At 68.0% G+C, this 23,362-nt stretch carries 22 protein-coding genes and 1 tRNA gene; 14 read left to right on the top strand and 9 right to left on the bottom strand.

All coding sequences use genetic code 11. The features are described 5' to 3' along the window. Positions 1 to 33: 33 nt before the first annotated feature. From ACFXHA_RS22680 to ACFXHA_RS22665, 4 genes are all read right to left on the bottom strand, one after another. Positions 34 to 837: a HEAT repeat domain-containing protein gene (locus tag ACFXHA_RS22680; RefSeq protein WP_379359819.1), complete on the bottom strand. Its 804-nt coding sequence runs from the start codon at positions 835 to 837 to the stop codon at positions 34 to 36. Between the two features lie 130 nt (positions 838 to 967). Beyond that, positions 968 to 1,040 (bottom strand) — tRNA-Ala (locus tag ACFXHA_RS22675). 88 nt (positions 1,041 to 1,128) lie between these two features. Beyond that, positions 1,129 to 1,743, bottom strand: a complete 615-nt coding sequence (locus ACFXHA_RS22670) for a TetR/AcrR family transcriptional regulator (RefSeq protein WP_379360671.1) — start codon at positions 1,741 to 1,743, stop codon at positions 1,129 to 1,131. Positions 1,744 to 1,843: 100 nt separating this feature from the next. Then, entirely contained in the window at positions 1,844 to 2,554 is a 711-nt protein-coding gene (locus ACFXHA_RS22665; RefSeq protein WP_379359817.1) for a uracil-DNA glycosylase, read from the bottom strand. Positions 2,555 to 2,693: 139 nt separating this feature from the next. Between ACFXHA_RS22665 and ACFXHA_RS22660 the strand changes: the two genes are divergently transcribed. The 7 genes from ACFXHA_RS22660 (at position 2,694) to ACFXHA_RS22630 (ending at position 10,592) form a co-directional block, all read left to right on the top strand. Continuing rightward, positions 2,694 to 3,365, top strand: coding sequence for a trimeric intracellular cation channel family protein (locus ACFXHA_RS22660; RefSeq protein WP_379359815.1), 672 nt, complete (start codon positions 2,694 to 2,696; stop codon positions 3,363 to 3,365). Positions 3,366 to 3,491: 126 nt separating this feature from the next. Then, entirely contained in the window at positions 3,492 to 3,935 is a 444-nt protein-coding gene (locus tag ACFXHA_RS22655) for a GyrI-like domain-containing protein (RefSeq protein WP_379359813.1), read from the top strand. After that, positions 3,932 to 4,366 carry an effector binding domain-containing protein gene (locus ACFXHA_RS22650; protein WP_379359811.1) on the top strand — a complete coding sequence of 145 codons (435 nt, stop codon included), beginning with the start codon at positions 3,932 to 3,934 and terminating at the stop codon, positions 4,364 to 4,366. The genes ACFXHA_RS22655 and ACFXHA_RS22650 overlap by 4 nt, the downstream gene beginning before the upstream one ends. A gap of 253 nt (positions 4,367 to 4,619) precedes the next feature. Next, positions 4,620 to 5,369 carry a hypothetical protein gene (locus tag ACFXHA_RS22645; protein WP_379359809.1) on the top strand — a complete coding sequence of 250 codons (750 nt, stop codon included), beginning with the start codon at positions 4,620 to 4,622 and terminating at the stop codon, positions 5,367 to 5,369. Between the two features lie 2 nt (positions 5,370 to 5,371). After that, on the top strand, positions 5,372 to 7,519 hold the full coding sequence (locus ACFXHA_RS22640) for an Rv1355c family protein (protein WP_379359808.1): 2,148 nt from the start codon (positions 5,372 to 5,374) through the stop codon (positions 7,517 to 7,519). A 67-nt stretch (positions 7,520 to 7,586) separates the two neighbouring features. Further along, positions 7,587 to 9,410, top strand: a complete 1,824-nt coding sequence (locus tag ACFXHA_RS22635; RefSeq protein WP_379360669.1) for a putative bifunctional diguanylate cyclase/phosphodiesterase — start codon at positions 7,587 to 7,589, stop codon at positions 9,408 to 9,410. A 207-nt stretch (positions 9,411 to 9,617) separates the two neighbouring features. Next, positions 9,618 to 10,592: an SDR family oxidoreductase gene (locus ACFXHA_RS22630; RefSeq protein WP_379359806.1), complete on the top strand. Its 975-nt coding sequence runs from the start codon at positions 9,618 to 9,620 to the stop codon at positions 10,590 to 10,592. Between the two features lie 3 nt (positions 10,593 to 10,595). Here ACFXHA_RS22630 and soxR read toward each other — a convergent pair whose 3' ends face one another. After that, positions 10,596 to 11,105, bottom strand: a complete 510-nt coding sequence (soxR, locus tag ACFXHA_RS22625; protein ID WP_379359804.1) for a redox-sensitive transcriptional activator SoxR — start codon at positions 11,103 to 11,105, stop codon at positions 10,596 to 10,598. Positions 11,106 to 11,180: 75 nt separating this feature from the next. Here soxR and arcA point away from each other — a divergent pair, with 75 nt between their 5' ends. Together arcA and ACFXHA_RS22615 are read left to right on the top strand one after the other, a co-directional pair. Beyond that, on the top strand, positions 11,181 to 12,422 hold the full coding sequence (gene arcA / locus ACFXHA_RS22620; RefSeq protein WP_379359802.1) for an arginine deiminase: 1,242 nt from the start codon (positions 11,181 to 11,183) through the stop codon (positions 12,420 to 12,422). 7 nt (positions 12,423 to 12,429) lie between these two features. After that, positions 12,430 to 12,804 carry a GntR family transcriptional regulator gene (locus ACFXHA_RS22615; RefSeq protein WP_379359800.1) on the top strand — a complete coding sequence of 125 codons (375 nt, stop codon included), beginning with the start codon at positions 12,430 to 12,432 and terminating at the stop codon, positions 12,802 to 12,804. A 33-nt stretch (positions 12,805 to 12,837) separates the two neighbouring features. Here ACFXHA_RS22615 and ACFXHA_RS22610 read toward each other — a convergent pair whose 3' ends face one another. Next, a complete protein-coding gene (locus ACFXHA_RS22610; RefSeq protein WP_379359798.1) occupies positions 12,838 to 14,445 on the bottom strand; it encodes a dolichyl-phosphate-mannose--protein mannosyltransferase in 1,608 nt (535 codons plus the stop codon). A 107-nt stretch (positions 14,446 to 14,552) separates the two neighbouring features. On the opposite strand from ACFXHA_RS22610, the gene rsmI reads away from it, so the two are divergent. Together rsmI and ACFXHA_RS22600 are read left to right on the top strand one after the other, a co-directional pair. Then, positions 14,553 to 15,410, top strand: coding sequence for a 16S rRNA (cytidine(1402)-2'-O)-methyltransferase (rsmI, locus tag ACFXHA_RS22605; RefSeq protein WP_379359796.1), 858 nt, complete (start codon positions 14,553 to 14,555; stop codon positions 15,408 to 15,410). Between the two features lie 110 nt (positions 15,411 to 15,520). Continuing rightward, positions 15,521 to 16,765 (top strand): cytochrome P450, encoded by a 1,245-nt coding sequence (locus ACFXHA_RS22600; protein ID WP_379359794.1) that lies wholly within the window; start codon positions 15,521 to 15,523, stop codon positions 16,763 to 16,765. Positions 16,766 to 16,810: 45 nt separating this feature from the next. Here ACFXHA_RS22600 and ACFXHA_RS22595 read toward each other — a convergent pair whose 3' ends face one another. Beyond that, positions 16,811 to 17,968 (bottom strand): alpha/beta hydrolase fold domain-containing protein, encoded by a 1,158-nt coding sequence (locus ACFXHA_RS22595; protein WP_379359792.1) that lies wholly within the window; start codon positions 17,966 to 17,968, stop codon positions 16,811 to 16,813. 99 nt (positions 17,969 to 18,067) lie between these two features. On the opposite strand from ACFXHA_RS22595, the gene ACFXHA_RS22590 reads away from it, so the two are divergent. The 3 genes from ACFXHA_RS22590 to ACFXHA_RS22580 are packed head-to-tail and all read left to right on the top strand — an operon-like array spanning position 18,068 to position 20,000. Beyond that, positions 18,068 to 18,652, top strand: coding sequence for a dihydrofolate reductase family protein (locus tag ACFXHA_RS22590; RefSeq protein ID WP_379359790.1), 585 nt, complete (start codon positions 18,068 to 18,070; stop codon positions 18,650 to 18,652). Continuing rightward, positions 18,649 to 19,194, top strand: coding sequence for a dihydrofolate reductase family protein (locus ACFXHA_RS22585; protein WP_379359788.1), 546 nt, complete (start codon positions 18,649 to 18,651; stop codon positions 19,192 to 19,194). The genes ACFXHA_RS22590 and ACFXHA_RS22585 overlap by 4 nt, the downstream gene beginning before the upstream one ends. Continuing rightward, positions 19,194 to 20,000: an alpha/beta fold hydrolase gene (locus ACFXHA_RS22580; protein WP_379359786.1), complete on the top strand. Its 807-nt coding sequence runs from the start codon at positions 19,194 to 19,196 to the stop codon at positions 19,998 to 20,000. Before ACFXHA_RS22585 ends, ACFXHA_RS22580 begins: the two co-directional genes overlap by 1 nt. Here the strand turns inward: ACFXHA_RS22580 and ACFXHA_RS22575 are convergent. Beyond that, entirely contained in the window at positions 19,946 to 22,084 is a 2,139-nt protein-coding gene (locus ACFXHA_RS22575) for an MMPL family transporter (RefSeq protein WP_379360667.1), read from the bottom strand. The genes ACFXHA_RS22580 and ACFXHA_RS22575 overlap by 55 nt on opposite strands. 84 nt (positions 22,085 to 22,168) lie before the next feature. Beyond that, the gene (locus ACFXHA_RS22570; RefSeq protein ID WP_379359785.1) at positions 22,169 to 23,353 is read right to left on the bottom strand and encodes a peptide synthetase; all 1,185 of its coding nucleotides are present in this window, start codon (positions 23,351 to 23,353) and stop codon (positions 22,169 to 22,171) included. Between the last annotated feature and the right edge of the window lie 9 nt (positions 23,354 to 23,362).

Raw genomic sequence — 23,362 nt, 5'->3', positions numbered from 1 at the left:
AATCCATGCGTTAACGCGGGTCGGCTACCGCTCTCAGGATTCGCGGGCTGCGATCGCGGCTTGAATTCGTCGGAGCGTGCGGAGGCCCTTCTTCGCGGCGACGTTCACCATCCCGTCGAAGACGGTTGCGCCTCGGTCGTGGGCCATCAGCCGTTCCAGCGTCGGCACGGCACGATCGTCGCCGGTCGAACCGAGCGCGACGGCGGCCCAATACCGCTGGTTCGGGTCGTTGCTGCCGGCCGCCTCGCACAGCCTCGGGATGACGTCCGGGGTGAAGGTGGACAGGGCGCTGGCGATGTAGCCGATGCGGTAGTACCGGCGGTTCTCGAATTCGTCCCACAGCGCGGCCAGGGCCACCTCGCCGCCGAGCATGCCGAGGGTTTCAGCGGCACGCTCGCGCATTCCCGCGATCGGGTCCCGCAACAGGGGAGTGATTGCCGGGACAGCCGTTTCGTCACCGAGTGCCCCCAGCGCTATCACCGCCTGCACCCGGGCGTACTCCTGCGGATGTTCCAGCATCGCGACCAAACCGGGCACCGCGTCGCGGAACCCGAGCGCCGCACACCCCATCGCCGCCCACGCCTGGCAGTTGTACCGAGTATCGGCAAGCGCCGCGAGCAACGGTGCCTCGAGGCTGTCGTCACCGAAGACCGCCGCATGATTCAACGCCTGGCTGTAAAGCGACCGGTGATAGTCGGAATAGTCGCGCACCAGCGCACGCAATGCTTCCTTGGCGGATGTGTCGCCGTACCCGGCCCGCTCGACCAAGAGCCGCAGATTGTCCTTCCGCGTCTCGAGGTCTCCATCTTTCAGGCGTCGCACATCAGCTGGTTTCACCGCCCAACGGTACCTGCCGGTTCGGTCTGCCAATTCCATCAGCGCAGGTAGCCGGGTCCATCAGACGCCAAAGAGTCAGGGCGAAAACAAAACCGCCCGCGATCTCATCCGAGATCACGGGCGGTTGTTGTGGAGCTAAGGGGAATCGAACCCCTGACCTTCTCGATGCGAACGAGACGCGCTACCAACTGCGCTATAGCCCCGCGGGGTCGTTTCCGGCCCGCGGTGGAAAACTTTAGCAGGTGGGTTGGTGTGGGGGCGAATCGGCTGGTTGGGGGTGGTTTGAGGCCGTCAGGGGGTGGGTTCGCTGTAGGACTCGAGTACTCGTAGGAAGAGGTCTACTCGGTAGTCGCGCACGTGTGGGTTGTTGGGTTCCAGGAGGCATTGGGCGAGGGTGCCGTCGTGGACTGCCACCAGGGCTCGGCCCAGGGCGGTGGGGTCGGGGACTCGGCGGCCGTTGCGGCGCATCAGGGTGACCACTACGGGGGTGAGGGCTGTGGAGATTGCTTCCTCGCGGGCCACCACCACCTGGCGGAGGGCGGGGTTGCGGAGGGCGTGGGCGGTGAATTCGGAGGTGATTCGAAACCACTTGTCGTCCACGGGGACTGCGGCCAGGAGTTGTTCCACGGCGCGGCGGGGGTCGAGCGCTATGCCGTCGGGGGTGTCCAGCATTGCGGTGGCCTCGGCCAGCATGCGGGCGGAGCGCTGTTCCCACATGGCGAGGAACAGTTCCTCCAGGGAGGTGAAATTCGAATAGAAGGCGCCGCGGGTGAATCCGGCTCGCTCGCACACCTGCTCGACCGAGCAGCGGCCGAAGCCCTCCTCGGCGAAGGCTTCGAAGGCCGCGTCCAGCAGTCGCTGTCGGGTCTCGGCGCGCTTCGGGCGCACTCGCACGCCTCCGGCCACCTCGTCGTCGGTGACCGTCGCCTCCCGCCCGGATTCATCATCGGCCCTGCTCACGACCGCATCTTATCCGGTTGGGCAGCCGCACCCGGCCTGGTGAGGATCAGGGGAGTCCGGCGGTTCGGGCGGCGGTGGTGAGGACTTGCTCGAGCATGGCGGGGGTGAGGCGGCCGGTGAAGGTGTTCTGCTGGGAGGGGTGGTAGGTGCCGAACAGGTGTAGTGGGCGGCGGTCGGGGCGGGCGGGGGAGAGCTCCACATGCGCGCCGTGGGTGAACTTGGGTCTGGGTTTGGGGATCTCCCAACCGGATTCGGCGAGGGCGGGCAGCAGGGCCTGCCAGCCCCAGCCGCCGAGCACGACGATCGCGCGCAAGGTCGGGGCGAGCAGGTCGAGTTCGGTGGTGAGCCAGTGCCGGCAGGTGTCGCGTTCGGTGGGGGTGGGTTTGTTGTCGGGTGGGGCGCAGTGGACGGGGGCGGTCATGCGGGTGCCGAGCAAGCGCAGGCCGTCGTCGGCGGACACGCTGGTGGGCTGGTTGGCCAGGCCGGCGGCGTGCATGCGGGCGATCAGGACGTCGGCGCTGCGGTCGCCGGTGAACATGCGGCCGGTGCGATTGCCGCCGTGGGCGGCGGGAGCGAGGCCGACGATCAGCAGGCGGGCATCGGCGGGGCCGAAGGCCGGAACCGGTTTACCCCAGTAATTTTCATCACTGAAGGCGGCTCGTTTCTCGTGTGCGACCTGTTCGCGCCAGGCCACCAGGCGGGGGCAGGCGCGGCACGCGGTAAGTTCCGCGTCGAGCTGGGCAATTGTGTGGCACACGAGGCGACTCAAGCACACGGCGGCTCGAACCGTGCGGCGACGCGGCGATGTCATGAACCGGGTAGGGCCCTGCCGGGATCCGGGCATACTGAGCGCCGATAGCCGAGAGTTAGCGACTGGGAAGGAAACCCGCCACGCCATGAGTGATCTCGTCGAACTCGGCACCCCCGTGGACGCGGCGCAGAGTGTGGGAAACCTGGTGGGCGTGTTCGCATTCGGACTCTCGGGCGCACTGCTCGCGGTGCGCCGCCGATTCGATGTGGTCGGCATCGCGGTGCTGGCCATCGCCACCGCGACGGGCGGCGGCGTGATTCGCGATCTGGTCATCGGCCGCACCCCACCGCTCGCTTTTGTGCAGGTCTCGTACGCCGGAATCGCGCTGCTGGCAGCGGTACTCATCTTCTTCTGGCATCCGCCGGTGCGGCTGGTGCGCATCCCGTTGAACGTCGCCGACGCCATCGGCCTGGGCATCTTCTGCGTGACCGGCACGGTCACCGCCTTCCAGTACGGCATGTCGGCCACCTCGGCGGCGGCGTTGGGCGTGGTCACCGCGGTCGGCGGCGGCGTGATCCGGGATGTGCTGGCCGGCGTCACCCCGAGCGTGCTCAGCGACGGCGAGCTCTACGCGGTGCCCGCCCTGCTCGGCTCCGCGGTCACCGCGACCCTGCTGCACTACGGCCAATACACCTATTGGACAGGCGGTCTCGCCGGCGCGGGCGCGGTGACCCTGCGCCTGATCGCCCTGCGCCGGCACTGGCACGCCCCGATGGCCCGCCCGCACCGCCGCCGCGACGACACCCCATCCGGCTAGCCGTCCCGCTCCGGCGCGGCCCCGGGGTACCGCTGTCGTGTCGCGGAGCACGCCCCGAAGTGATTGATAGCATGGCGAAGGCTTGGCCGACTGGCTGTGATCACACCTCGAGAGAGTTCCTTACCAATGCAGTTCGAGATCGTCGAGCGGGACGAGACGTGGGTTGCCGGGTTGCCGGTGCGCAGCCCGAAACGTGCCCTCGGTGAACTGCGTGACCACGATCTGGAGGTGGCCTGGGCCGCCGTCCTGCATCAGGAGCTCGGTGGCCCGCTGGCCTCGGCCTACACCGATTACGCGGCGGAGCTCGGCACCTACAACACCCAGATCGTCGGGTACGAGTGCGGCTCGCTCGCCGAGGTGACCCGCGGTCACATCGTGGCCCGCCTGCCGCGCGGCACCTACGCCCGCTTCTCCTCGGTCGGTAACTTCCCGCAGGTGATGACGGATCTGTGGACCCAGATCGCGTACGCCGAGGAGCACAAGCAGATCAAGCGCATCCACACCGGCGACTTCGAGACCTACCCGCACGCCTACAAGATCGATCTCTATCTGGCGGTCGAGCCGTCATGACCTATTCGATCGTGGTCCGGCCCGGCGGGGTCTACGGCGGCCTGGTGGTCCCGCGGGTGCGACCCAGCTTCAAGGTGTCCAACAGTGAGCTCATCGAGTTCCTGCGCGATCGGCTGCGGGATCGGGACGATACCGCGCGCCCGCTGGCCACGGTGTATGTCCCCGACCCGGCGGGCAATTACAACGTCGTGGTCGCCTACGAGTACCCCGGCCCCGACGATGTCCCCACCGGTGACGTCCTGATCCGGGTGCCGAAGGGCGTCTACGCCCGGTTCCGCCCGAACGGCGACTACCACGATCCCGCCGAGGATGTCTGGGCCCAGGTCGATGACGCGACCGCGTCCGCCGAGATCACCCGGGCATACCGCGAGGAGATCGAGATCTGGTCCGGACCGGCCGAACTGGAGCTCTTCATCTCCATCCTGGTCTGATTGCTAATTGTTAACTAGTTGGGAACCAACTGGTCTTGTCGTTGAAATTCATGACTGATAGCAATGGTTTGACCAGGGGGAATTTCCGGAGCCCCTTCCGGGTTTCGGGGGATTAGCCGGATGCCTGGACAATTTCAACGGGCTGACGGATACTCCCCTAGGTGCCCATGCGGGGCACTGTCGATACATACCCGTATCGGGCTGGAACGCAAGAGGGTTGCGCGAAGTAAGTGCATTAGTGGAGCGGAACTTTATGAAAGTCGAACCGATCGCGTTCACCCCCACGGAAGACCCCGGTAGCGGGATGCTCCGCTACCGTCACGCGGATTCCGGATGCACGTTCCTGGTCGGGCCGCCCCACGCTGATCTCGCACTCTGGCGGCAGTGCATGGACGGCGCCCTCGAGGTGTACCGCCACTACGGTTCCGAGGACGCGCTCGAATACGACGCGGTCATCGACGGTCGTTCGACCATCCTGTTCGGTATTGCCCTGGACGCCGAGGGAAGAGCCGTCGCCGGTGTCCGGGCCGAGGGCCCACATCAGCACGTCGACACGGTCCACGCCGTCGCGAGCTGGGCCGGTCTGCCGGGTGATGCGGCGTTCCGCCGGATGGTCGCCGATCAGATTCCCGACGGTGTGATCGAGTGCAAGGCGGGCTGGACCGTTCGCGACACTCCGCATCGCCGCGAGCTCGCGGATTGGGTCGCCCGCGCGATCGTGCATTGTGCCTCCCTGTTGGGCGTGCGGTACGCCGTCGGTGTGGCCCCCGATCATGCGCTCAAGTGCTACCGCAGCAGCGGCGCGAATGTCGCCTGGTGGATTCCGGCGACCTCGTATCCGGACGATCGGTACCGGACCGTGCCGATCTGGTGGGATATGCAGACATATCGCACTGTCGCAACGGAATCGCAGACCCGGCTGATCGATCTTGAAATGGCCGAACTCACCGCGGACGGCACCAGGCTGCCGATAGTCTGGGCCCGGGACGAGGGATCGGCCTGACTATGTCCACCGACCGTCCTACGGCCGGGGATTATCGGCCCATCCTGCTCGATGAATTCCATCCCGAAGACGCCCGGACGTTGGCGGAACTGCGGTCGGACCCTTCCATAGAATTTTCCGATTTGCGCGATTTGCTGCGTGCCGAATTCGCGGCGCTGGTGAATCCGCCAGAATTGTCGGAAACGCCGGAGTCGGATCGCTGGGTCCATTACCCATGGCGCCGTGCGGTTATCGCGCTGCCCGGCGCGGAGTTATTGCGTGCGGTTCGGCTGGACCGGAATCGAAATACCCTCACCCGTGCCGACCAGCGGACCCTGGGTGAACTGACCATCGGCGTGGTCGGGCAGAGCGTGGGTCACGCCGTCGGCTACACCCTCGCGCTGGAGGGTATCTGTGGCGGGCTGCGGCTCGCCGACTTCGACACCATCGAGCTCACCAACCTCAATCGGGTGCCGGGGACGGTATTCGACATCGGTGTGAACAAGGCCGTGGTGACTGCCCGCCGGATCGCGGAACTCGATCCCTATCTGCCCGTCGAGGTCTTCGACGCGGGGATCACTGTGGACAATGTCGACGAATTTCTGTCCGGATTGTCCGTTGTTGTCGAAGAGTGCGATTCGCTCGACATCAAGCTGGTGACCCGCGAGGCCGCTCGGCGACATCGCCTGCCGCTGCTCATGCAGTCCAACGACCGCGGCCTGCTCGATGTGGAGCGCTTCGACCTCGAACCCGATCGCCTGCCCTTCCACGGCCTGCTGGGCGAAATCAGCGCCGCCGATCTGCGCGGCCTGTCGACCCGCGACAAGGCCCCGCATGTGATCCGGATTCTGGACGGCCGCAATCTTTCTCGCACCCTGGCCGCGAGCATGGTGGAGATCGGCGAATCGCTCAACAGCTGGCCGCAACTGGGAGCGGACGTCATGCTGGGCGGTGCCAGCGTGGCGACCGCGGTGCGGCGCATCGGACTCGGATTGAAACTGCCGTCTGGTCGCACCCGCGTCGATCTCGAGCAGGCACTGGACGAGATCGCCGAACCGGCTCCGGCCGAGGATCTGGTGTGGCCGCAGGAGTCGGCCGAGAATCCGCTGCCCGAATCCGGTGCCGCGGCCATCCTGGCCTGTGCACAGCGCGCACCCTCGGGCGGCAACGCGCAGCCGTGGACCCTGGGCCTGGCCGACGGGGTCGTCACGATTTCCCTTGCGCCCGAGCGCTCTCCGCTGCTGGACATCGGCTGCCGGGGCAGTGCGCTCTCGGTCGGAGCGGCACTGTACAACGCCCGATCGGCCGCCGCCGCGCTCGGACTGCTCGGCGACAGCGACCTCGGCAGCACCGGACCCGGACACCTGACCGCGACGCTGCGGCTGGGGTCGGGCTCCGACCCCGTGCTCGCCGCCGATCATCAGGCGCTGCTGGCACGGCATACCAATCGAGGCGCCGGTACCGCCGCGCCGATTCCGGCCGGGACGCTGGAAGCCCTGGCCGCGATAGCGGCGGCGGCCGGCGGCGGATTGCGCTGGGCGGCCGACCGCGAGGCCATCGATCGACTCGCCCTGCTGCTCGCCGAATCCGATCGGGCGCGCTATCTGACCCCGCGCCTGCACGAGGAGATGTTCGCCGAACTGCGCTGGCCGGGCGATGATCCGCGCACCGGTCTGGATCTGCGCACGCTCGAGCTGGCAGCGGATGAGCTGGCCAAGCTCGAGATCGGGCGACGCGCCGACGTGATGGAGTCCGTTCGCTCCTGGCGGGGCGGCATCACCCTGGGCGATTCGATTCGTGACCGGGTGCGGACGGCCTCGGCGGTGGTGGCGGTGACCTTCCCCGCCCCGATCCCCGAGGACGCGGCCGAACTGGTCGCCTACGCCCGGGCGGGCGAGGCGATGCAGCGCGTCTGGATCGGCGCGCAGCGGCAGGGATTGGCGGTGCAGCCGGTGTCGCCGACCTTTCTGTATGCCCGACGCCCTGGCGAACTACATACGGTTTCCCCGGAGTTCGCCGATACACTAACGTCACTTCAGGACCGCTTCCTGGACGTATTGGGAGTGCCTGAGCACGAGACAGTGGCAGTCGTTCTTCGCCTCGGTTACGCGGCGGAGGTCACCGTTCGGAGCAGGCGACTTCCGATACCGAACGCGGACACCAGCGGCTAGTGCGATCGGAGACAAGGTGCCTCGGCGAACTCTCGACTCACTGGTGACGCAGATCGCCGCCGAACTGATGGCGGTCGATGCCACGACGATGGCGGACGCGAGTGAACGGGTGCTGTCCTGGCTGGTCGATCATTTCGATGTCGACTTCAGTTTCCTGCGCCACACCGATCAGAAGCAGCGCGCCTCGATCCTGATCGCCGAATGGCCGCCGCGTCCGGTGGCGGTGGACCCGGATCCGTTGCGCGTGACCTACTTCGACAACACCAACTCGGTTTTCGCTCAGCTCGAACAGCTGACCGAGCCGATGATCATCCGGCGCGCCCCGGACTACCCCGACTATCAGGCGTTCATCCAGCAGGCGACGGGCTTCTCCGAGGTGTCGGCCGCCTGCGTGCCGCTGGTGTCGCGGGAGACCTCCACCGGCGTGCTCGGTTTCATCAAGGTCGGCGACCGGGATTGGAGCACCCGCGAGATCAATGTGCTCAAGGCGATTGCCGCCTTGTTCGCGCAGTTGCAGGCGCGGGTGGAGGCCGAGGAGCGGCTGCGCTATATCGCCATGCACGATGATCTGACCGGGTTGGCGAATCGGCGGGCGCTGCTCGAGCATATGGAGGATCGGCTCAGACCCGGGTGCGCGGGGCCGGTGGCGGCGTTCTTCCTGGATCTGGATCGGCTCAAGGCGCTCAATGATTTTCTGGGGCATACGGCCGGGGACAATTTCATTCGCACGCTGGCGACTCGGTTGCGCGAAAACCTGGATGCCGGTGACATGATCGCCCGGCTGGGCGGGGACGAGTTCGTGATCGTGCCGGCCAAGCCGATGGACGCCGCGGCGGCCGAGCGGGAGGCCAGCCGGATCCAGCAGTTGATCGCGCGGCGGGTGACCGTCGGCGAGGAGACCGTCAGTCGTGGCGCGAGTGTCGGTGTGGCGCTGGGGATCCCGGGTGAGACCACGGTGGCCGATGTGCTGCGGCGCGCGGATCACGCTCTGCTGTCGGCGAAGTCGAGTGGCGGCAACGGTGTCGCGGTGTTCACCGATGCCATGCGGGCGCAGTTCGAGTTGCAGGACGACGTCGAGTTGAACCTGCGTGGCGCGGTGTCGGACGGTTCGTTGTTGCTGCACTATCAGCCCGAGGTGGATCTGCGCACCGGGCGGGTGGTCGCGCTGGAAGCGCTTGTGCGCTGGCAACATCCGACCCGTGGACTGTTGCCGCCGGGGGCGTTCGTGGGTGTCGCGGAGGCCACCAATCTGGCGGGTGAGCTGGGTCGCTGGGTGATCCGCACGGCCGCGGAGCAATTCGCGTCCTGGCGGCGCCGCGGGCTGGCCTCGAATGTGGTGATCCGGATCAATGTGTCTCCGGTGCAGCTGGTTTCGCTGGACTTCGTGGAGACCATCGAAGGGATTCTGCGCCGCTACGGAATCGACGGGTCCTCGGTGTGCCTGGAGATCACCGAACATGTGGTGGTGCAGGATCTCGCGCGCACCCAGGTGACCTTGCGCGGGCTCAAGCGGATGGGCGTGCAGATCGCCATCGACGACTTCGGGACGGGGTATTCGTCGCTGTCGCATCTCAAGGCGCTGCCGGTGGACGCGGTGAAGATCGACCGCGGTTTCGTGCAGCGGCTGGGCGCCAGCGCCGATGATCTGGCGATCGTGAAATCGATTGTGGGGCTGGCGGGTTCGTTCGGACTCGGGGTGGTCGGCGAGGGTGTGGAGACCACGGTGGCGGCGCGCACGCTGGTGGCCCTGGGCTGCTATCGGGCGCAGGGCTTCCTGATCGCGCGGCCGATGCCGGCCGAGGAGGTCGAGGAGCATCTGGCGGCGGGGCGGATCGCGCTGGATCTGGACCTGCCGGGGACCAGCCGGTCGGTCCTGCCGGGCCCTTCCTGAACCGGGTCCCCGGCGTGCCGGGCTCCGATTCGGGGCCGTCGTGAAACCGATCCCCTAATGTTCCCGAGCGTGGCCGCGAATCCCGGGCCCAGTGGCTCGGTGCCCAGGAAAATAGGGGCGTAACGGGTACTCACCCGACATGCGAACAACTCTGTTCGCGTAGTAGCGTGCGGTCTGACAAGGCTGTCAATCGAGGGATGGATCGACGTGCGTGGACGTGGCCTGAGTGGCAAGAAGACCCTGGTAACCGGCGCGGCGAGCGGTATCGGCCGGGCCACGGCGCTGGCGGCCGCCCGCAAGGGCGCGCGCCTGATCCTCACCGATGTGAACGCCGACGGGCTGGACGCGACGGTCGAGTCCATCCGGGCGGGCGGCGGCACCGTCGAGGTGGCGGCGGCCCTCGATATCAGCGATTACGACGCCGTCACCGCCTTCGCGGAGCAGGTGCACGATCAACTCGGCTCGCTCGACGTGGTGATGAACGTCGCGGGCATCTCCACCTGGGGCACGGTGGAGAACCTCGAGCACCGCCACTGGAAGCGGCTCATCGACGTGAACCTGATGGGCCCGATCCATGTGATCGAGAATTTCGTGCCGCCCATGATCGCGGCGAAACGCGGTGGCGCGCTGGTCAACGTGTCCTCGTCGGCCGGGCTGCTGGCCTTCCCGTGGCATGCGGCCTACAGCGCCAGCAAGTTCGGGCTGCGGGGTGTCTCGGAGGTGCTGCGCTTCGATCTGGAGCGGCACGACATCAATGTGCACCTGGTGGTGCCGGGGGCGGTGGATACGCCGCTGGTGCAGACGGTCGATGTGGTGGGCGTGGATCGGGACGATCCGCGAATCCAGGCGTGGATCAAGCGGTTCCGCCGCCACGCCAAATCGCCCGACGCGGTGGCCGAGACGATTCTGCGCGGGGTGGAGAAGGGGACCTACCTGATCCACACCCAGTTCGATATTCGCTTCGGCTACTGGTGGGCCCGCAAGTTCGCCTGGCCGTACGAGTTCGCCATGCGGCGGGCCAACGACCTGTTCACGACGTTCCTGCCGCGGCCCGCGTCGGATTCCGACCGACAGCCCGCCGGACCGACGGGAGTGGGCGCGCCCGAAAAGCGAGCAGTCGACGAGCCCGAGCAGGCCGGAGTCGGCGCGCCCGAGCAGGCGGGCGTGACCGCGCACGAATAGCGGTCAGGCAGGGTCGGCGGCGGGCCCGCAGATGTCCGGCTTGGCGCAGTTCTCGCCGGCGTGGGTGTCCAGCACGCGTGCGCCCGGTCCTTGATCGCCGAGATGGTCGTGGGCGTTGAAGATCTTGCAGACGCCCAGCGAGAGGCAGCCGCAGCCGATGCAGCCGGTGAGGTTGTCGCGCAGGCGGACCAGTTGTTCGATGCGGTCGTCGAGGTCTTCGCGCCAGGTGGTGGAGAGGGTTTCCCAGTCGCGGCGGCTGGGGTTGCGGCCGTCGGGGAGGTTGTCGAGCGCGCAGCGGATTTCGGCGAGCGGGATGCCGACACGCTGTGAGATCCGGATGAAGGCGACTCGGCGCAGGGTTTCCCGGGGGTAGCGGCGTTGATTGCCACTGGTTCGGCGGGCTGTGATCAAGCCCTCACGTTCGTAGAAATGCAAGGCGGACACCGAAACTCCGGCTCGCTGGGCCAGCTGACCGGGGGTCAGCTCCTTCGCCTGCCACGACGCGGTTTGCACACCTGAACATTACTCCAGGTTTTTCGCGGGTGCGAATTGCATGCCATCCGTGCCGAAGGGAACTACCGTCGTGTCATGGGAACAAAGGCCGCACCCACGGCGCGACCGTTTTCCGTGACCTCGGAGGTCGGCGCGCTGCGCACGGTGCTGTTGCACCGCCCGGGCGACGAGCTGCGTCGGCTCACCCCGCGCAATAACGACCAGCTGCTGTTCGACGCCATTCCGTGGGTCGAGCGCGCGCAGCAGGAGCACGACATCTTCGCCGAGGTGTTGCGCGGGCGCGGGGTCGAGGTGTTGCTGCTGGCGGATCAGCTGACCGAGACCATCCAGCACAGCGGTGCGGCCAGGATTCAGGGCATTTCGGGCGCGGTGGACGCGCGGCGGCTCGGTCACGTGCTCGCCGACGAGCTGGCAGCCCACCTGAGAAGGGTGCCCGCGCCGGAGCTGGCGCAGATTCTCATGTCGGGCATGACATTCGACGAACTGCCCTTCGGCGCGGACGCCACCTCGCTGGTGCGGCGCATGCATCACGGGCACGACTTCGTCATCGACCCGCTGCCCAATCTGCTGTTCACCCGCGATTCCTCGTTCTGGGTCGGGCGGCGGGTGGCCATCACCTCGCTGGCGCTGCCCGCGCGGGCGCGCGAAACCTCGCTCACCGACCTGATTTACGCCTTCCACCCACGATTCCTCGGGGTGCGGCGCGCCTACGAATCGCATCAGGCCCCCATCGAGGGCGGTGACGTACTGCTGCTCGCGCCGGGCGTGGTGGCGGTCGGGGTGGGGGAGCGCACCACGGCGGCGGGTGCGGAAGCCTTGGCGCGCAGCCTCTTCGAGGACGATCTCGCGCACACCGTGCTCGTCGTGCCGATCGAGCAGACCCGTGCGACCATGCATCTCGACACCGTCTGCACCATGGTGGACGTGGACGCGGTGGTCATGTACCCGGCAATCCAGGATGAATTGTGTGCCTTCACCATTCGCAGGGAGGGCGGTGCGGGAGAGAAGCTCGGCGTGAGCATCTCCGGCCCGGATCCGTTCCTGCGGGTGGCCGCCGAGGCCATGGGCATCGGGAAGCTGCGGGTGGTGGACACCGGTCTGGACGGTGTCACCGCCGAACGTGAACAGTGGGACGACGGCAACAACACCCTCGCCCTGGCCCCGGGGGTGGTGGTGGCCTACGAACGCAATGAGAACACCAATGCGCGGCTCGAAGACGCCGGAATCGAGGTGCTGCGCATTCCCGGCTCCGAGTTGGGTTCCGGCCGTGGCGGTCCGCGCTGCCTGTCCTGCCCGTTGTCGCGTGACGAGGTGTGATGAAGCCATGCTGGACATCCCGGTCGACCACCACTCGACGGTCCCGCCCTACGAGCAGTTGCGCCAGGGCATCATCGCCCGGGTGCGCTCCGGGGAGTTGGCCGCCGGCACCAAGATCCCCACGGTCCGGGCCTTGGCGGCGACGCTGAAGCTGGCTCCGAACACGGTGGCGCGGGCCTACCGTGAGCTGGAGCAGGACGGCGTGCTCGAAACCCGGGGGCGGCTGGGCTCTTTCATCGCCTCGTCGGGCGATCCGACGCGGGATCTGGCGGGGCGCGCGGCGACCGAATATGTCGCGGTGATCCGCCGACTGGGCCTGGACGACGATTCGGCCGTGCGCTACCTGCACGCCGCGCTGGGTGAAACCCGAACGATCAGTTGATCGTTCGGGCGCCCAGTTGATCGTTCGGGACGCTCAGCGCCAGCTGGGCAGCCAGAGGTGCTCGTGCCAGTTGCTGGGCGTGATCGACATGCCGGTCAGGATCGGCCAGAGCCAGATGAAATTGGCGATGACCAGGGCCAGGTAGACGCAGACCAGTAAGAGCCCCAAGCCTTGTCGCTCGCTCTGCGGTGCGAAGTACTGCCATCCCGGGGCTCCCGTGAGCCGTCGCCCGCTGGGTGGGGCGTGCCCGAGGATGTCACCCAGCGCCAGTGCCACACCCATGGCCAGGAACGGCGCGAGCGGGACAGCGTAGAAGTAGTACATCTGCCGGTCCAGATCCAGGAACCAGGGCAGGATGCCCGCGCCGTAGCCGACCAGCACGGCGGCGTAGCGCCAGTCCCGGCGTACCGCGCTGCGCCAGATGGCCCAGCCGAGCATGGGGAAGCAGACCCACCACAGTGCCGGGGTGCCGATCGCCATCACGGCCTTCACACAGGTGGCCTGGCCGCAGCCGTTCACATTGGTGTCGGCGTAGTAGTAGAGCATCGGCCGCAAGCCCATGAACCAGGTCCACGGCTTGGATTCCCACGGATGGTGATTGCCCGCGGAATTGGTGAGCCCCTGGTGGAAGGTGAGCACCTCGCCGCCGTAGTACCAGAGTCCGCGCAGCGCGCTGGGCACCCAGGAGAAGTCGCCGCCGCGCCCGACCTTGACCCCGACCGCGTACCGGTCGTAGCTGGTCTCGCTGGCGAACCAACCCCAGAAGGAGGCCAGGTACACGAACAGCGGGATGACGCACAGTGCGTAGACGGTGGGTCCGAGGTCGCGGACCGCGACGCCCGCCCAGGGCCGCCGCACCCGGTAGCCGCGCCGGGCGGAGAGGTCGAAGGCCAGTGACAGGGCCGCGAAGCCGATGATCCAGTAGGCGCCGGACCATTTGGTGCCGCAGGCCAATCCGAGCATGAGGCCCGCGCCGAACCGCCACCAGCGCACCCCGAATCGGGGGCCGTAGTCGCTGTCGTCGATGCGGCCTTCGGCGGCGACCAGCGCGATCCGGGTGCGGATGTCGTCGCGGTCGACCACGAGGCAGCCGAAGGCGGCGACGACGAACAGGGCTTGGAAGATGTCGAGCATGCCGATGCGTGAGGACACGAAGGTGAGTCCGTCGCAGATCAGCAGGATGCCCGCGAATGCGCCGATCAGGGTCGATCGGGTCATGCGCCGCACGATGCGAATCGTCAACAGCACGATCAGCGTTCCCGAGACCGCGGCCGTGAAGCGCCACCCCCACGGCGAATACCCGAACATCGCCTCCCCGATGGCGATCATCTGCTTGCCGACGGGCGGGTGCACGACCAGCCCGTACCCCGGGTTGTCCTCCACCCCGCCGCCGGTGAGCACCTGCCATCCCTGTGGCGCGTAGTGCTTCTCGTCGAAGACGGGAGTGTGCAGATCCGTCGGATAGTTGAGGAACAGGAACCGGGTAATGGCGGTGATGGCCGTCAGAAACAGCGTGACCGCCCACCCCCGAGCCCAATCCGTGGGCCCGAAATCGGGTGAGGGCAGCAGCGGAGCCGGACTCGACAGCCCCGCCGTCTCCGCCCCCACCGCTGCCGGTCGCGCGTCGGTCACCTGGGTCACGCCGTCGATCGTAAGCGCTCGCCGCCCCCGAGTCCCGCCCCGGTGAGCCACGCGTGCGTGGATAGAGTCGACAGCAAGTTCTCCGACCACCGACGAATAGGAGCGCAATGAGCGCGGATCCCACCTCCTCCCGGGGGCGGCTGGTCTTGGCTGCGACGCCGATGGGGGATATCGGGGATGCTTCGCAGCGGTTGCGGGACGCGTTGGGGGCCGCCGAGGTGGTGGCCGCGGAGGACACGCGGCGGACGAAGTCATTGGCCAAGGCGATGGGGGTGGAGATCGCCGGGCGGGTGGTGAGTTTCTACGACCACGTGGAGACGGCGCGGATTCCGATGCTGCTGGAGGAGATTCGGGGCGGGAAGACCGTGCTGCTGGTGACGGACGCGGGGATGCCGTCGGTCAGTGATCCCGGGTATCGGATGGTGGCGGCGTGTGTGGAGGCGGGGTTGCCGATCACGTGTCTGCCGGGGCCGTCGGCGGTGACGACGGCGTTGGCGTTGTCGGGGCTGCCGGTCGAGCGGTTCGCGTTCGACGGGTTTCCGCCGCGCAAGGGCGGGCAGCGTAAGGAGTGGTTGCGGTCGCTGACTTCCGAGGCGCGGGCGGTGGTGTTCTTCGAGGCCCCGCATCGGCTGGCGGATTGCCTGGCCGACGCGGTCGAGGTGCTCGGTCCGAATCGGCGGGCGGCGGTGTGCCGGGAGCTGACCAAGACCTATGAGGAGGTGGTGCGCGGCACGCTGGCCGAGCTGGCCGCCTGGTCCGTGGCGGGTGCGCGCGGTGAGATCACCGTCGTGCTGGAAGGGGCGCAACCGGTTTCGGAGGCACCTGCCGATCTGGTCGGTCAGGTGGAGGCGCTGATCGAGTCGGGGTTGCGGCTCAAGGACGCGTGCGCGGAGGTGTCCGCCGCGACCGGGGCGTCGCGGCGGGAGCTGTACGACGCGGTGCTGGCGGCTCGCTCCGGCGAGTAGCGCCGCGCCGGATTTCCCTCGAGCGGGCGGGTTTACGCGCAGCGTTGCAGGCGGCCGCGGGAGGTCGATGGCCGGGCCGCAATCGCGCAGCACTGTTAGAGTCCCCGTTCATGGTGCACGAGACCGCTGTCGCGGCAGGCGAATCGGCGGTCGAGCCGTTCGAGCTGACCGAGGACTTCTACCAGCACCCGCACGCCGCCTACGACCGGCTGCGTGCGCACGGCCCGGCGCATTTCGTGCGCTTTCCGGACGGCGGAACCGGTTGGCTGATCACCGATTACGACGCCGCCAAGGCCGCTTTCCTGGATCCCACCATCAGCAAGGTGCTCAAGTCCGAGGGTGCGCGGGCCGCGCTGTCGGGAGAGGGCGCGGGCGCGCAGGTCTCGGCGGCCATGTTCGGCGACATGATGGTCTTCTACGATCCGCCGCAGCACACCCGGCTGCGCACCCTGGTCAACCGCGCCTTCAGCAGCCGCGCGGTGCGCGAAATGGCCCCGCGCATCACCGAGTTGGCCGATACCCTGCTGGCCGGGTTGGCCGCGTACTCGGCGGCCGATCAGGATCTGCTGGACGACTACGCGTTTCCGCTGCCCATGCTCGTCATCTGCGAACTGCTGGGCGTACCCAACGAGGAGCGCGACAACTTCCGGAAGTGGTCGACCACCCTGGTCTCCAATGACGAGACCATGGAGGCGCGCGGCGCGGCGGTGCAGCAGTTCGTCGCCTATATCGACGCGCTGATCCGCGCCAAGCGGGACGCGCCCGCCGATGACCTGCTCTCCGAACTGATCACGGTCAGCGAGGACGGTGACCGCCTGTCGCACCGCGAGCTGATCAGCATGGTGTTCCTGCTGCTGGTCGCCGGTTTCGAGACCACGGTCAACCTGATCTCGAACGCGGTCGCGATCCTGCTGTCCGACAAGACTCTTCGAGACCAACTCGTCGAGGATCCGGAGCGGATACCGGATTTCGTGGAGGAGGTGCTGCGCTACGAGTCCCCGGCGAGCGAGGCCACCTTCCGCTACACGACGGAGCCGGTCACCCTGGTCGGCGTCGAAATCCCTGCCGGACAGCGCATTCTGGTGTCGATGGCCGCCGCCGACCGCGATCCGGCACGCTTCGCCGATCCGCATCGGGTGGATCTGGATCGTGCCGACAAGAACCATCTCGCCTTCGGCTACGGCATTCACCGCTGTGTCGGTGCGCTACTGGCGCGGACGGAGGGCACGGTCGCGCTGACCCGTCTGCTGGCCGCCTACCCGACACTGGAATTGGCCGCCGGCGCCGAATTGTCCTGGCGCAAATCGCTGATCGTGCGCGGTCTGACCGGTCTGCCGGTGCGGCTGCGCCCCTGAGCCGGGCGTCGGGTCGAGGCTGTGCTCAGAGCATGACCGCGCTGCTCAAGGCGTCACCGGGGCCGGTTTCTGCAGAAAGTCCCCGACCTGCTGGACCGCCTCGGCCGCCTCGGGATGGAACGACCAGTAGATCTGGAAGGCGTGCCCCTCGACCGGGAAGCTGGTGTGTCGCAGCGCATTCCCGCTCTCCCGCAGCCGCGCCACGAGCAGGTCGGTATGGCGCCCCAGCGCGTCGAACTCGCCGTATTGCACCAGCGTCGGCGGCAAGCCGCGCAGGTCCGCGCACATCGGGTTGGCCTCCGGATCGGTGGCCGGGATCCCCGCCAGGTAGGCGTTCTGAAATCGCATGTGCTGCTCGATATCCGCGGGCGGATCGTCCTCCGGTGCGAAGAAATCGACCGCGGGACACATCAGGACGGTGGCGCGCGGCATCGGCAGACCGTCGTCGCGAGCCCGCACCAGCGCCGCCAGCAGGAGCATCGCGCCGGTCGAATCACCGACCAGCGCAATCTGTTCCGGCCCGCGACCGGTATTCAACAGCCACCGGTAGGCGGTGAGCACATCGTCGCGCGCGGCCGGGAACGGATGTTCCGGGGCGAGCCGGTATTCGGGCACCAGCACCCGGGTCCGCCCGGCCTGCGCGACCGCGCCCGCCATGCCGCGATAGCCGTAGGCCGAGCCCATCATGAAGCCGCCCCCGTGCGCGTAGACCGCCACCGTGTCGGCGTCCCCGGCCGGAATGAGCTGAATTCCCGGCACCCCGCCGGCGTTCACCGGCTCGAGCGTGACGCCCTCGGGCATCGGGAACTCCGCGTGCATGGCCTCGAAGGCCGACCGCATGGGCGCGAGATCGCCGTTGAAGGTGTCCTCCACCGGACTCCACAGCCGGTCCATGCGCGCGGTGAGCTCCCCGCCCGCCGCACGGGCCGCCAGCAGCGCGCCGTCCAGGTTGGCGAGCACGTCGCGGGTCCGATCCAGCAGTGCCGCACCCGCCGGGGTGAGGCCCACGCTGCGGGTATTGCGATGGAACAGATCGCAGCCCACCAGCTTCTCGAACGATCGGATGGTCCGGCTGAGCGCGGGCTGGGTGACGTACAGCCGCTGCGCCGCGCGGCCGAAGTTCAATTCCTCGGCGACCGCGACGAAGGCGCGCAGGTGCCGGAGTTCCACGCCCTCGGGGGTCTGAGGTAGCGGCTCGACCATGCGGCCGAGTATGCCCCTCCCGCATTCATGCCGCAGCGGCATCGCTGTCTTGCGAACCCGGCAATTCCTTGGGCTTCCCAAAACTGCGACCGTAGACGCATGGGAAAAATTGTTGCAGGGCAGTATCTTTCACTCGACGGCGTGACGGAGAGCGGCTGGACCGGTCTCGCCCCGTCGATCTCACCGACCGACCCCCGCACCGGGGCCTATTTCAACGACGCGCAGGTACAGCAGGCCGTGGGCGAGCTGATGGCGGGCAATGACGCCATGCTGCTGGGCCGCACCACCTACGAGAACCTGAAGATGTTCTTCACCACCCAGTCCGGCCCGTACTTCGACGCCGTGAACGCGATGCCCAAGTACGTGGTCTCCACGACGCTGGAGTCGTCGGACTGGAACAACACCACGATCCTGCGGGACAACCTGGTCAAGGAGATGACCGCGCTCAAGGATCGGCACAGCCAGATCGGCATCGGCGGCAGCGGCACCCTGATCCGCTGGCTGATCGCCGAGAACCTGCTCGACGAGCTGCTGCTGCTGGTGTTCCCGGTGGTGCTCGGCGGTCCGGGCGCGCGGTTCTTCACCCGGGATCAGGTGCCCGCCACCTTCACCCTCACCGACTGCCATCCGCTGGACTGCGGTGTCGTGAGCCTGACCTACACCCGGCAGGACGCGCAGGCATGATCCGCCGCATCACCGCCAACGTCTACGTCTCCCTCGACGGCGTGGTGGAAGCGCCGGAGAACTGGCACTTCCCGTACCACGACGACGCCACCCAGGAGGCGGTGATGGCGGGCCTGCGGGCCGCCGACACCCTGCTGCTGGGCCGCAAGACCTACGACATCTTCGCCGGAGCCTGGCCGGACCGGGACGGCGAGATGGCCGACTGGTTCAACCTGACCCCGCGGCTGGTGGTGTCCTCGACACTGCGGGACCCGGAATGGAAGGGCACGTCCGTACTGGCCCCCGAGCGACTGGCCGAGGAGTTGACCGAGCTCAAACAGCAGCCGGGCCTCGCCATCGCCGTGCACGGCAGCATCAGCCTGGTGCGGACGCTGCTCGAGCTCGGACTGCTCGACGATCTCACCCTCATGCTGCACCCCCTCGTCGTGGGCTCGGGCGAACGGCTGTTCGCCGACAACGGTCCCCGAATCCCGCTACGACTCTCCGCCGCAACCACTTTCGGCAGCGGTATTCAATCCCTGACTTACACGAAGGACATCTGATGGAACCCACCACCGGCACCGTCGACTCCAAGGACGGCACCACCCTCGCCTACACCCGCTACGGCTCGGGACCGACCGTGGTGCTCGTCGACGGTGCGCTCGCCGCCCAGGAGTTCGGACCCAACAAGGCGCTGGCCGAAGCCCTTTCGAGCAAATACACCGTCTACACCTACGACCGCCGCGGCCGAGGCGGCAGCGGCGACAACCTGCCCGTCGACATCGAGCGCGAATACGAGGATCTCGACGCCGTCATCGATCTGGCCGGGGAACCGGTGATGCTCTACGGCATCTCGTCCGGCGGCGGCCTGATCCTGGACTATCTGCGCAGCGGGCGGACGGTGCGCAAGGTCGCGCTCTACGAGGTCCCGTTCGTGGTCGACGCCACCCGCCCGCCGCTGCCCGACGACTACCTCGAGCACCTGCATTCGCTACTGGCACAGGGCAAGAACGGCGACGCGATCAAGTACTTCATGCGTCAGGGTGTGCGTCTGCCCGCCCTGCTGGTGGCCGCGTTCCCGCTCTTCCCGGGCTGGAGTCACCTCAAGACGGTGGCCCCGACCATGGCCTACGACATCCAGTATGTGGCCGCGTTCCAGCGCGGGGCGAAGCTGCCCGCCGACCGTTGGTCGGAGTTCGGCATTCCCGTCACGGTGATCGCGGGCAGCAAGAGCCCCGAGTGGATGCGCAATGCCAATGCCGCCTTGGCGCAGGCGATTCCGGGCGCGTCACACCGGGTGCTGCCCGGCCAGACTCACTTGGTCAAGGCTCCGGTCCTGGCGCCCGCACTGATCGAATTCTTCGGCTGACCCTTGTTCCGATTACCCGGGGCCCACCAATTGGCGGGCCCCATCAGCTTGACCAGGGCCGGGACCAGCAGCATGCGGACCAGGGTGGCGTCGATGATCAACGCGATCACCATGCCGAGGCCCAGGAACCGCATGGGGGTGAGCGGCGAGAGTGTGAACGCGCCGGTGATGAGCACGAGAAGCGTTGCGGCGGCGGTGATCACGCGCGCCGTCTGGACCGTGCCGATGCGCACGGATTCCTCGGTGTCCGCCCCGGCGTCGTGCGCCTCCACCATGCGCGAGAGCAGGAACACCTCGTAGTCGGTGGACAGGCCGAACACCACGGCGATGATCAACACCATCATGCCCGCCGACAGCGGACCGACACTGATGTGCAGCACGCCCGCCAGATGTCCCTGATCGAAGATCCAGGTCAGCACCCCGAAGGTGGCAGTCAGGCTCAGGAACGCCATCAGTACGGCCTTGAGCGGCAGCACGATCGAGCGGAACGCCAGCGCCAGCATGAGCAGCGTGACCGCGACCATGACCGCGATCATGAGCGGCAGCCGGTCCAGGACGGCGGCGATGCTGTCGACGGTACTGGCGCTCTCCCCGCCGACGCGCAGGTCCAGCCCGTCCGGGTGCAGTGCGCGCAGGTCGCGCACGATGTCCTGGGCGCGCGGCGAGCGGTCCGGGGCGGCGAGCGCGGCGTGGATGACCGTGGTGTTGTCGCGCGTGTCCAGCGCCGTGGCCTGCCGGACGCCCTTCACACCGCTGATCTCGCGCAATGCCGTGCTGATGGCCGCCGGAGTCGGTGTGCCGCCGTCGGTTCGGCGTAGCAGGACGGTCGCGCCGCTGTTGGCGGACGGAAAGTGCGCGCTCAATTCGTCGACGGCGGTGCGGGTTTCATTGCCCGCGGGCAGTGCGGTGTGGTCGATGTCGCCGAGCCGGACCCCGGTCAGCGGTGCGGCGAGGACCAGTAGGATCGCGCCGACCGCGATGGCCACGGCACCCGGTCGCCGCATGACCGCGGTGACCACCCGTCCCCAGAATCGTTGCGCCCGTTCCTCGGAGCGATCGAAGGCGTCCGCGCGCCAGCTCCACTTGCCGATGCGCGGGCCCAGCAGGGCCAGGATCGCGGGCAGCGCGGTCACCGAGAGCAGTGCGGCCAGACCGACCGCCGCGATCGCGCCGATGCCGAGCGAACGCAGGACGGCGAGCGGGAAGACGAAGGTGCCCGCGAAGGCGCACATGAGCAGCAGCGCCGAGAACAGCACCGTACGTCCGGCGGTCCGCAGGCTCGCGGCCACCGCCTCCTCGGTGGTTCGACCCTGCCGCAGCTCCTCCCGGAACCTGCCGACGATGAAAAGCCCGTAGTCGATGGCCAATCCGAGCCCCAGCAGCGACACCACGTTCATGGCGAACACGCTGACCTCGGTCAGGCGTGCCGTGATCCCGACCGCGCCCAGCGCACCCACCACCGACAGCGTGCCGATCAGCACCGGAAGTGAAGCGGCCACCACCCCGCCGAACACCAGCACCAGCACCAGCGCGGTCAACGGGATCGAAATCGATTCGGCCAGCACCAGATCGTGCCGCGACTGATCGCTGATGGTGTCGGCGAGCGCGCTGTACCCGGTCAGCTTGGTATCGAGCCCCGGAACCCGCAGCGCCGCCGCAATTTTCGGATACTCCGCGACCCGCTGATTGTCATTGCCCGCCGAGAACACGACGGCGACCGCCTGCCGCCCATCGGTCGACCGCAGGAAGGCGGATCGCGGACTGTTCCAGAAACTTTCGACCGGCCGATCCAGCAGCGCCGGATCGATCTTCCCGATCGCCGCGGTCACCTGCGGCCCGATATCGGCCAGCGACTGCCCCTCGGGCGCAGTGTAAATGGCGATCACATCAGGGTTCTGCGGCCCCAGCCGCTCGGTGACCCACGCGTCCACCGACGCGGATTCCCCCTTGGGCACCACGAACCCGGCCGAGCTCACCCGCTGCTGCAACCCGGCCGCGAACAGCCCGAGTCCCAGCGCGAACAACACGGCCACCACCAGCACGGTCTTGGGCCAGGCCACCACAATCCGAGACCAGGCGGCAATGGGCCCACCCGGCTCAACGGCCGCGGCGACCTCCGGGGAACTGTCGACGACGGTCATGAGGCACTCCGATCCTGGTGGGGAAGGTCAGCGGTTGGCGTCGGAATTGGTCGGTGTCAGTTCGGTTTCCAGGGTTCGGACGATGCGGTCCAGGAGGGCGTCGAGGCGTTCGGGGATGCCGCGGCCGTTGCGGACGGAGACGGTGAGTTCGGTGCGGCCGCCGCATTCGGTCATGCCCATGAGCAGGGGCATGGCGACGCTGTGCTGGGGCATGACCTTGATGGCGGTCGGGGCGAAGCCGGGGACCGCGAGTTCGTCGAGGTCGTAGCGACCCATGTGGGAGACGGTGGCGGAGGCCAGGTTCAGGCCGGTGCGCGCGCCCAGGACGTTCAGGGTGCGCAGTAGGCCGCGGCCGGCCGCCTGCGGGAGGTATTTCAGGCCGCCGTTGTCCATCTGGTTGAGCTCGCGGTTTTCCTTCAGCCCGGCGCGCTTGATGTCGTTGAGCTGCTTCCAGTCCATGCCCGGCCGCACATCGAGGAACAGCGGCAGTGCGAGATTGGCGGTGGAGCGCAACGCCGGATCGTGGCGGCGGATATCGACCGGAATCATGATGCGGGAGAGCGGTCCGCCCTCCTCGGCGAGCAACGCCGCCACCCGCATGAGCGCGCCCGGCCCGGTCGCGTGAATAGTGCGGGTACGCAACAGGTGCCGGTGCTCGCCCCGTTCCTGACGGCCGTGCCCGAGCGCCGAACGGAACTTCGGCAGCATGAGCGTGGGTCGCCCGGGTGCGCCGACCTTGCGCACCAGTTCGGCGTCGGCGATCGGATCTGGTGCGCCGACGGGTTCCTCACCGCGCAGCACCCGCAGTACATCGGTGGCCCACATGACCATGCCCATGCCGTCCATGACGCCGTGGAAGACCCGGAACACCAGGGTGGTCGGCGCGCCCGTGAGCAGCAGCACCTCCACCGTGGCATCGGCGTTCGGCCCGATCGGGCTGGTGAGCACCGGATCGGCTTCCAGCGCCGGGTATTGCAGCGCGTGGTCGACCACGCGCACATCGGGCGCGACACCGCTGTCGATCCACTGCTTGCCGTCGCGGACCAGGCGCGCACCGGGATTCGCGGCGGCCGCGGTGGCGACCGCGCGCCGCAGCGCCTCCGGGTCGATGCTGCCCTCGCCCTCCACCACGAATTGCATCAGGAACGGCGGAGCCAGGTCCCGCATGGGGAAGTAGATGAGTTCGGTGGGGGAGATGGGACGGCGGAACATGTGCCTACC

Source organism: Nocardia sp. NPDC059240 (assembly GCF_042753865.1).
In the GTDB taxonomy this organism is placed as follows: domain Bacteria; phylum Actinomycetota; class Actinomycetes; order Mycobacteriales; family Mycobacteriaceae; genus Nocardia.
This window is presented reverse-complemented; position numbering and strand designations above follow the sequence as displayed.

What these genes read in the sequence shown, in the direction of transcription:
- ACFXHA_RS22660 (WP_379359815.1), top strand. Translation starts at nt 2,694, where the DNA reads ATGAGTGATCTCGTCGAACTCGGCACCCCCGTGGACGCGGCGCAGAGT.
- ACFXHA_RS22655 (WP_379359813.1), top strand. Translation starts at nt 3,492, where the DNA reads ATGCAGTTCGAGATCGTCGAGCGGGACGAGACGTGGGTTGCCGGGTTG.
- ACFXHA_RS22650 (WP_379359811.1), top strand. Translation starts at nt 3,932, where the DNA reads ATGACCTATTCGATCGTGGTCCGGCCCGGCGGGGTCTACGGCGGCCTG.
- ACFXHA_RS22645 (WP_379359809.1), top strand. Translation starts at nt 4,620, where the DNA reads ATGAAAGTCGAACCGATCGCGTTCACCCCCACGGAAGACCCCGGTAGC.
- ACFXHA_RS22640 (WP_379359808.1), top strand. Translation starts at nt 5,372, where the DNA reads ATGTCCACCGACCGTCCTACGGCCGGGGATTATCGGCCCATCCTGCTC.
- ACFXHA_RS22635 (WP_379360669.1), top strand. Translation starts at nt 7,587, where the DNA reads ATGGCGGTCGATGCCACGACGATGGCGGACGCGAGTGAACGGGTGCTG.
- arcA (WP_379359802.1), top strand. Translation starts at nt 11,181, where the DNA reads ATGGGAACAAAGGCCGCACCCACGGCGCGACCGTTTTCCGTGACCTCG.
- ACFXHA_RS22615 (WP_379359800.1), top strand. Translation starts at nt 12,430, where the DNA reads ATGCTGGACATCCCGGTCGACCACCACTCGACGGTCCCGCCCTACGAG.
- rsmI (WP_379359796.1), top strand. Translation starts at nt 14,553, where the DNA reads ATGAGCGCGGATCCCACCTCCTCCCGGGGGCGGCTGGTCTTGGCTGCG.
- ACFXHA_RS22600 (WP_379359794.1), top strand. Translation starts at nt 15,521, where the DNA reads ATGGTGCACGAGACCGCTGTCGCGGCAGGCGAATCGGCGGTCGAGCCG.
- ACFXHA_RS22595 (WP_379359792.1), bottom strand. Translation starts at nt 17,968, where the DNA reads ATGGTCGAGCCGCTACCTCAGACCCCCGAGGGCGTGGAACTCCGGCAC.
- ACFXHA_RS22590 (WP_379359790.1), top strand. Translation starts at nt 18,068, where the DNA reads ATGGGAAAAATTGTTGCAGGGCAGTATCTTTCACTCGACGGCGTGACG.
- ACFXHA_RS22585 (WP_379359788.1), top strand. Translation starts at nt 18,649, where the DNA reads ATGATCCGCCGCATCACCGCCAACGTCTACGTCTCCCTCGACGGCGTG.
- ACFXHA_RS22580 (WP_379359786.1), top strand. Translation starts at nt 19,194, where the DNA reads ATGGAACCCACCACCGGCACCGTCGACTCCAAGGACGGCACCACCCTC.
- ACFXHA_RS22570 (WP_379359785.1), bottom strand. Translation starts at nt 23,353, where the DNA reads ATGTTCCGCCGTCCCATCTCCCCCACCGAACTCATCTACTTCCCCATG.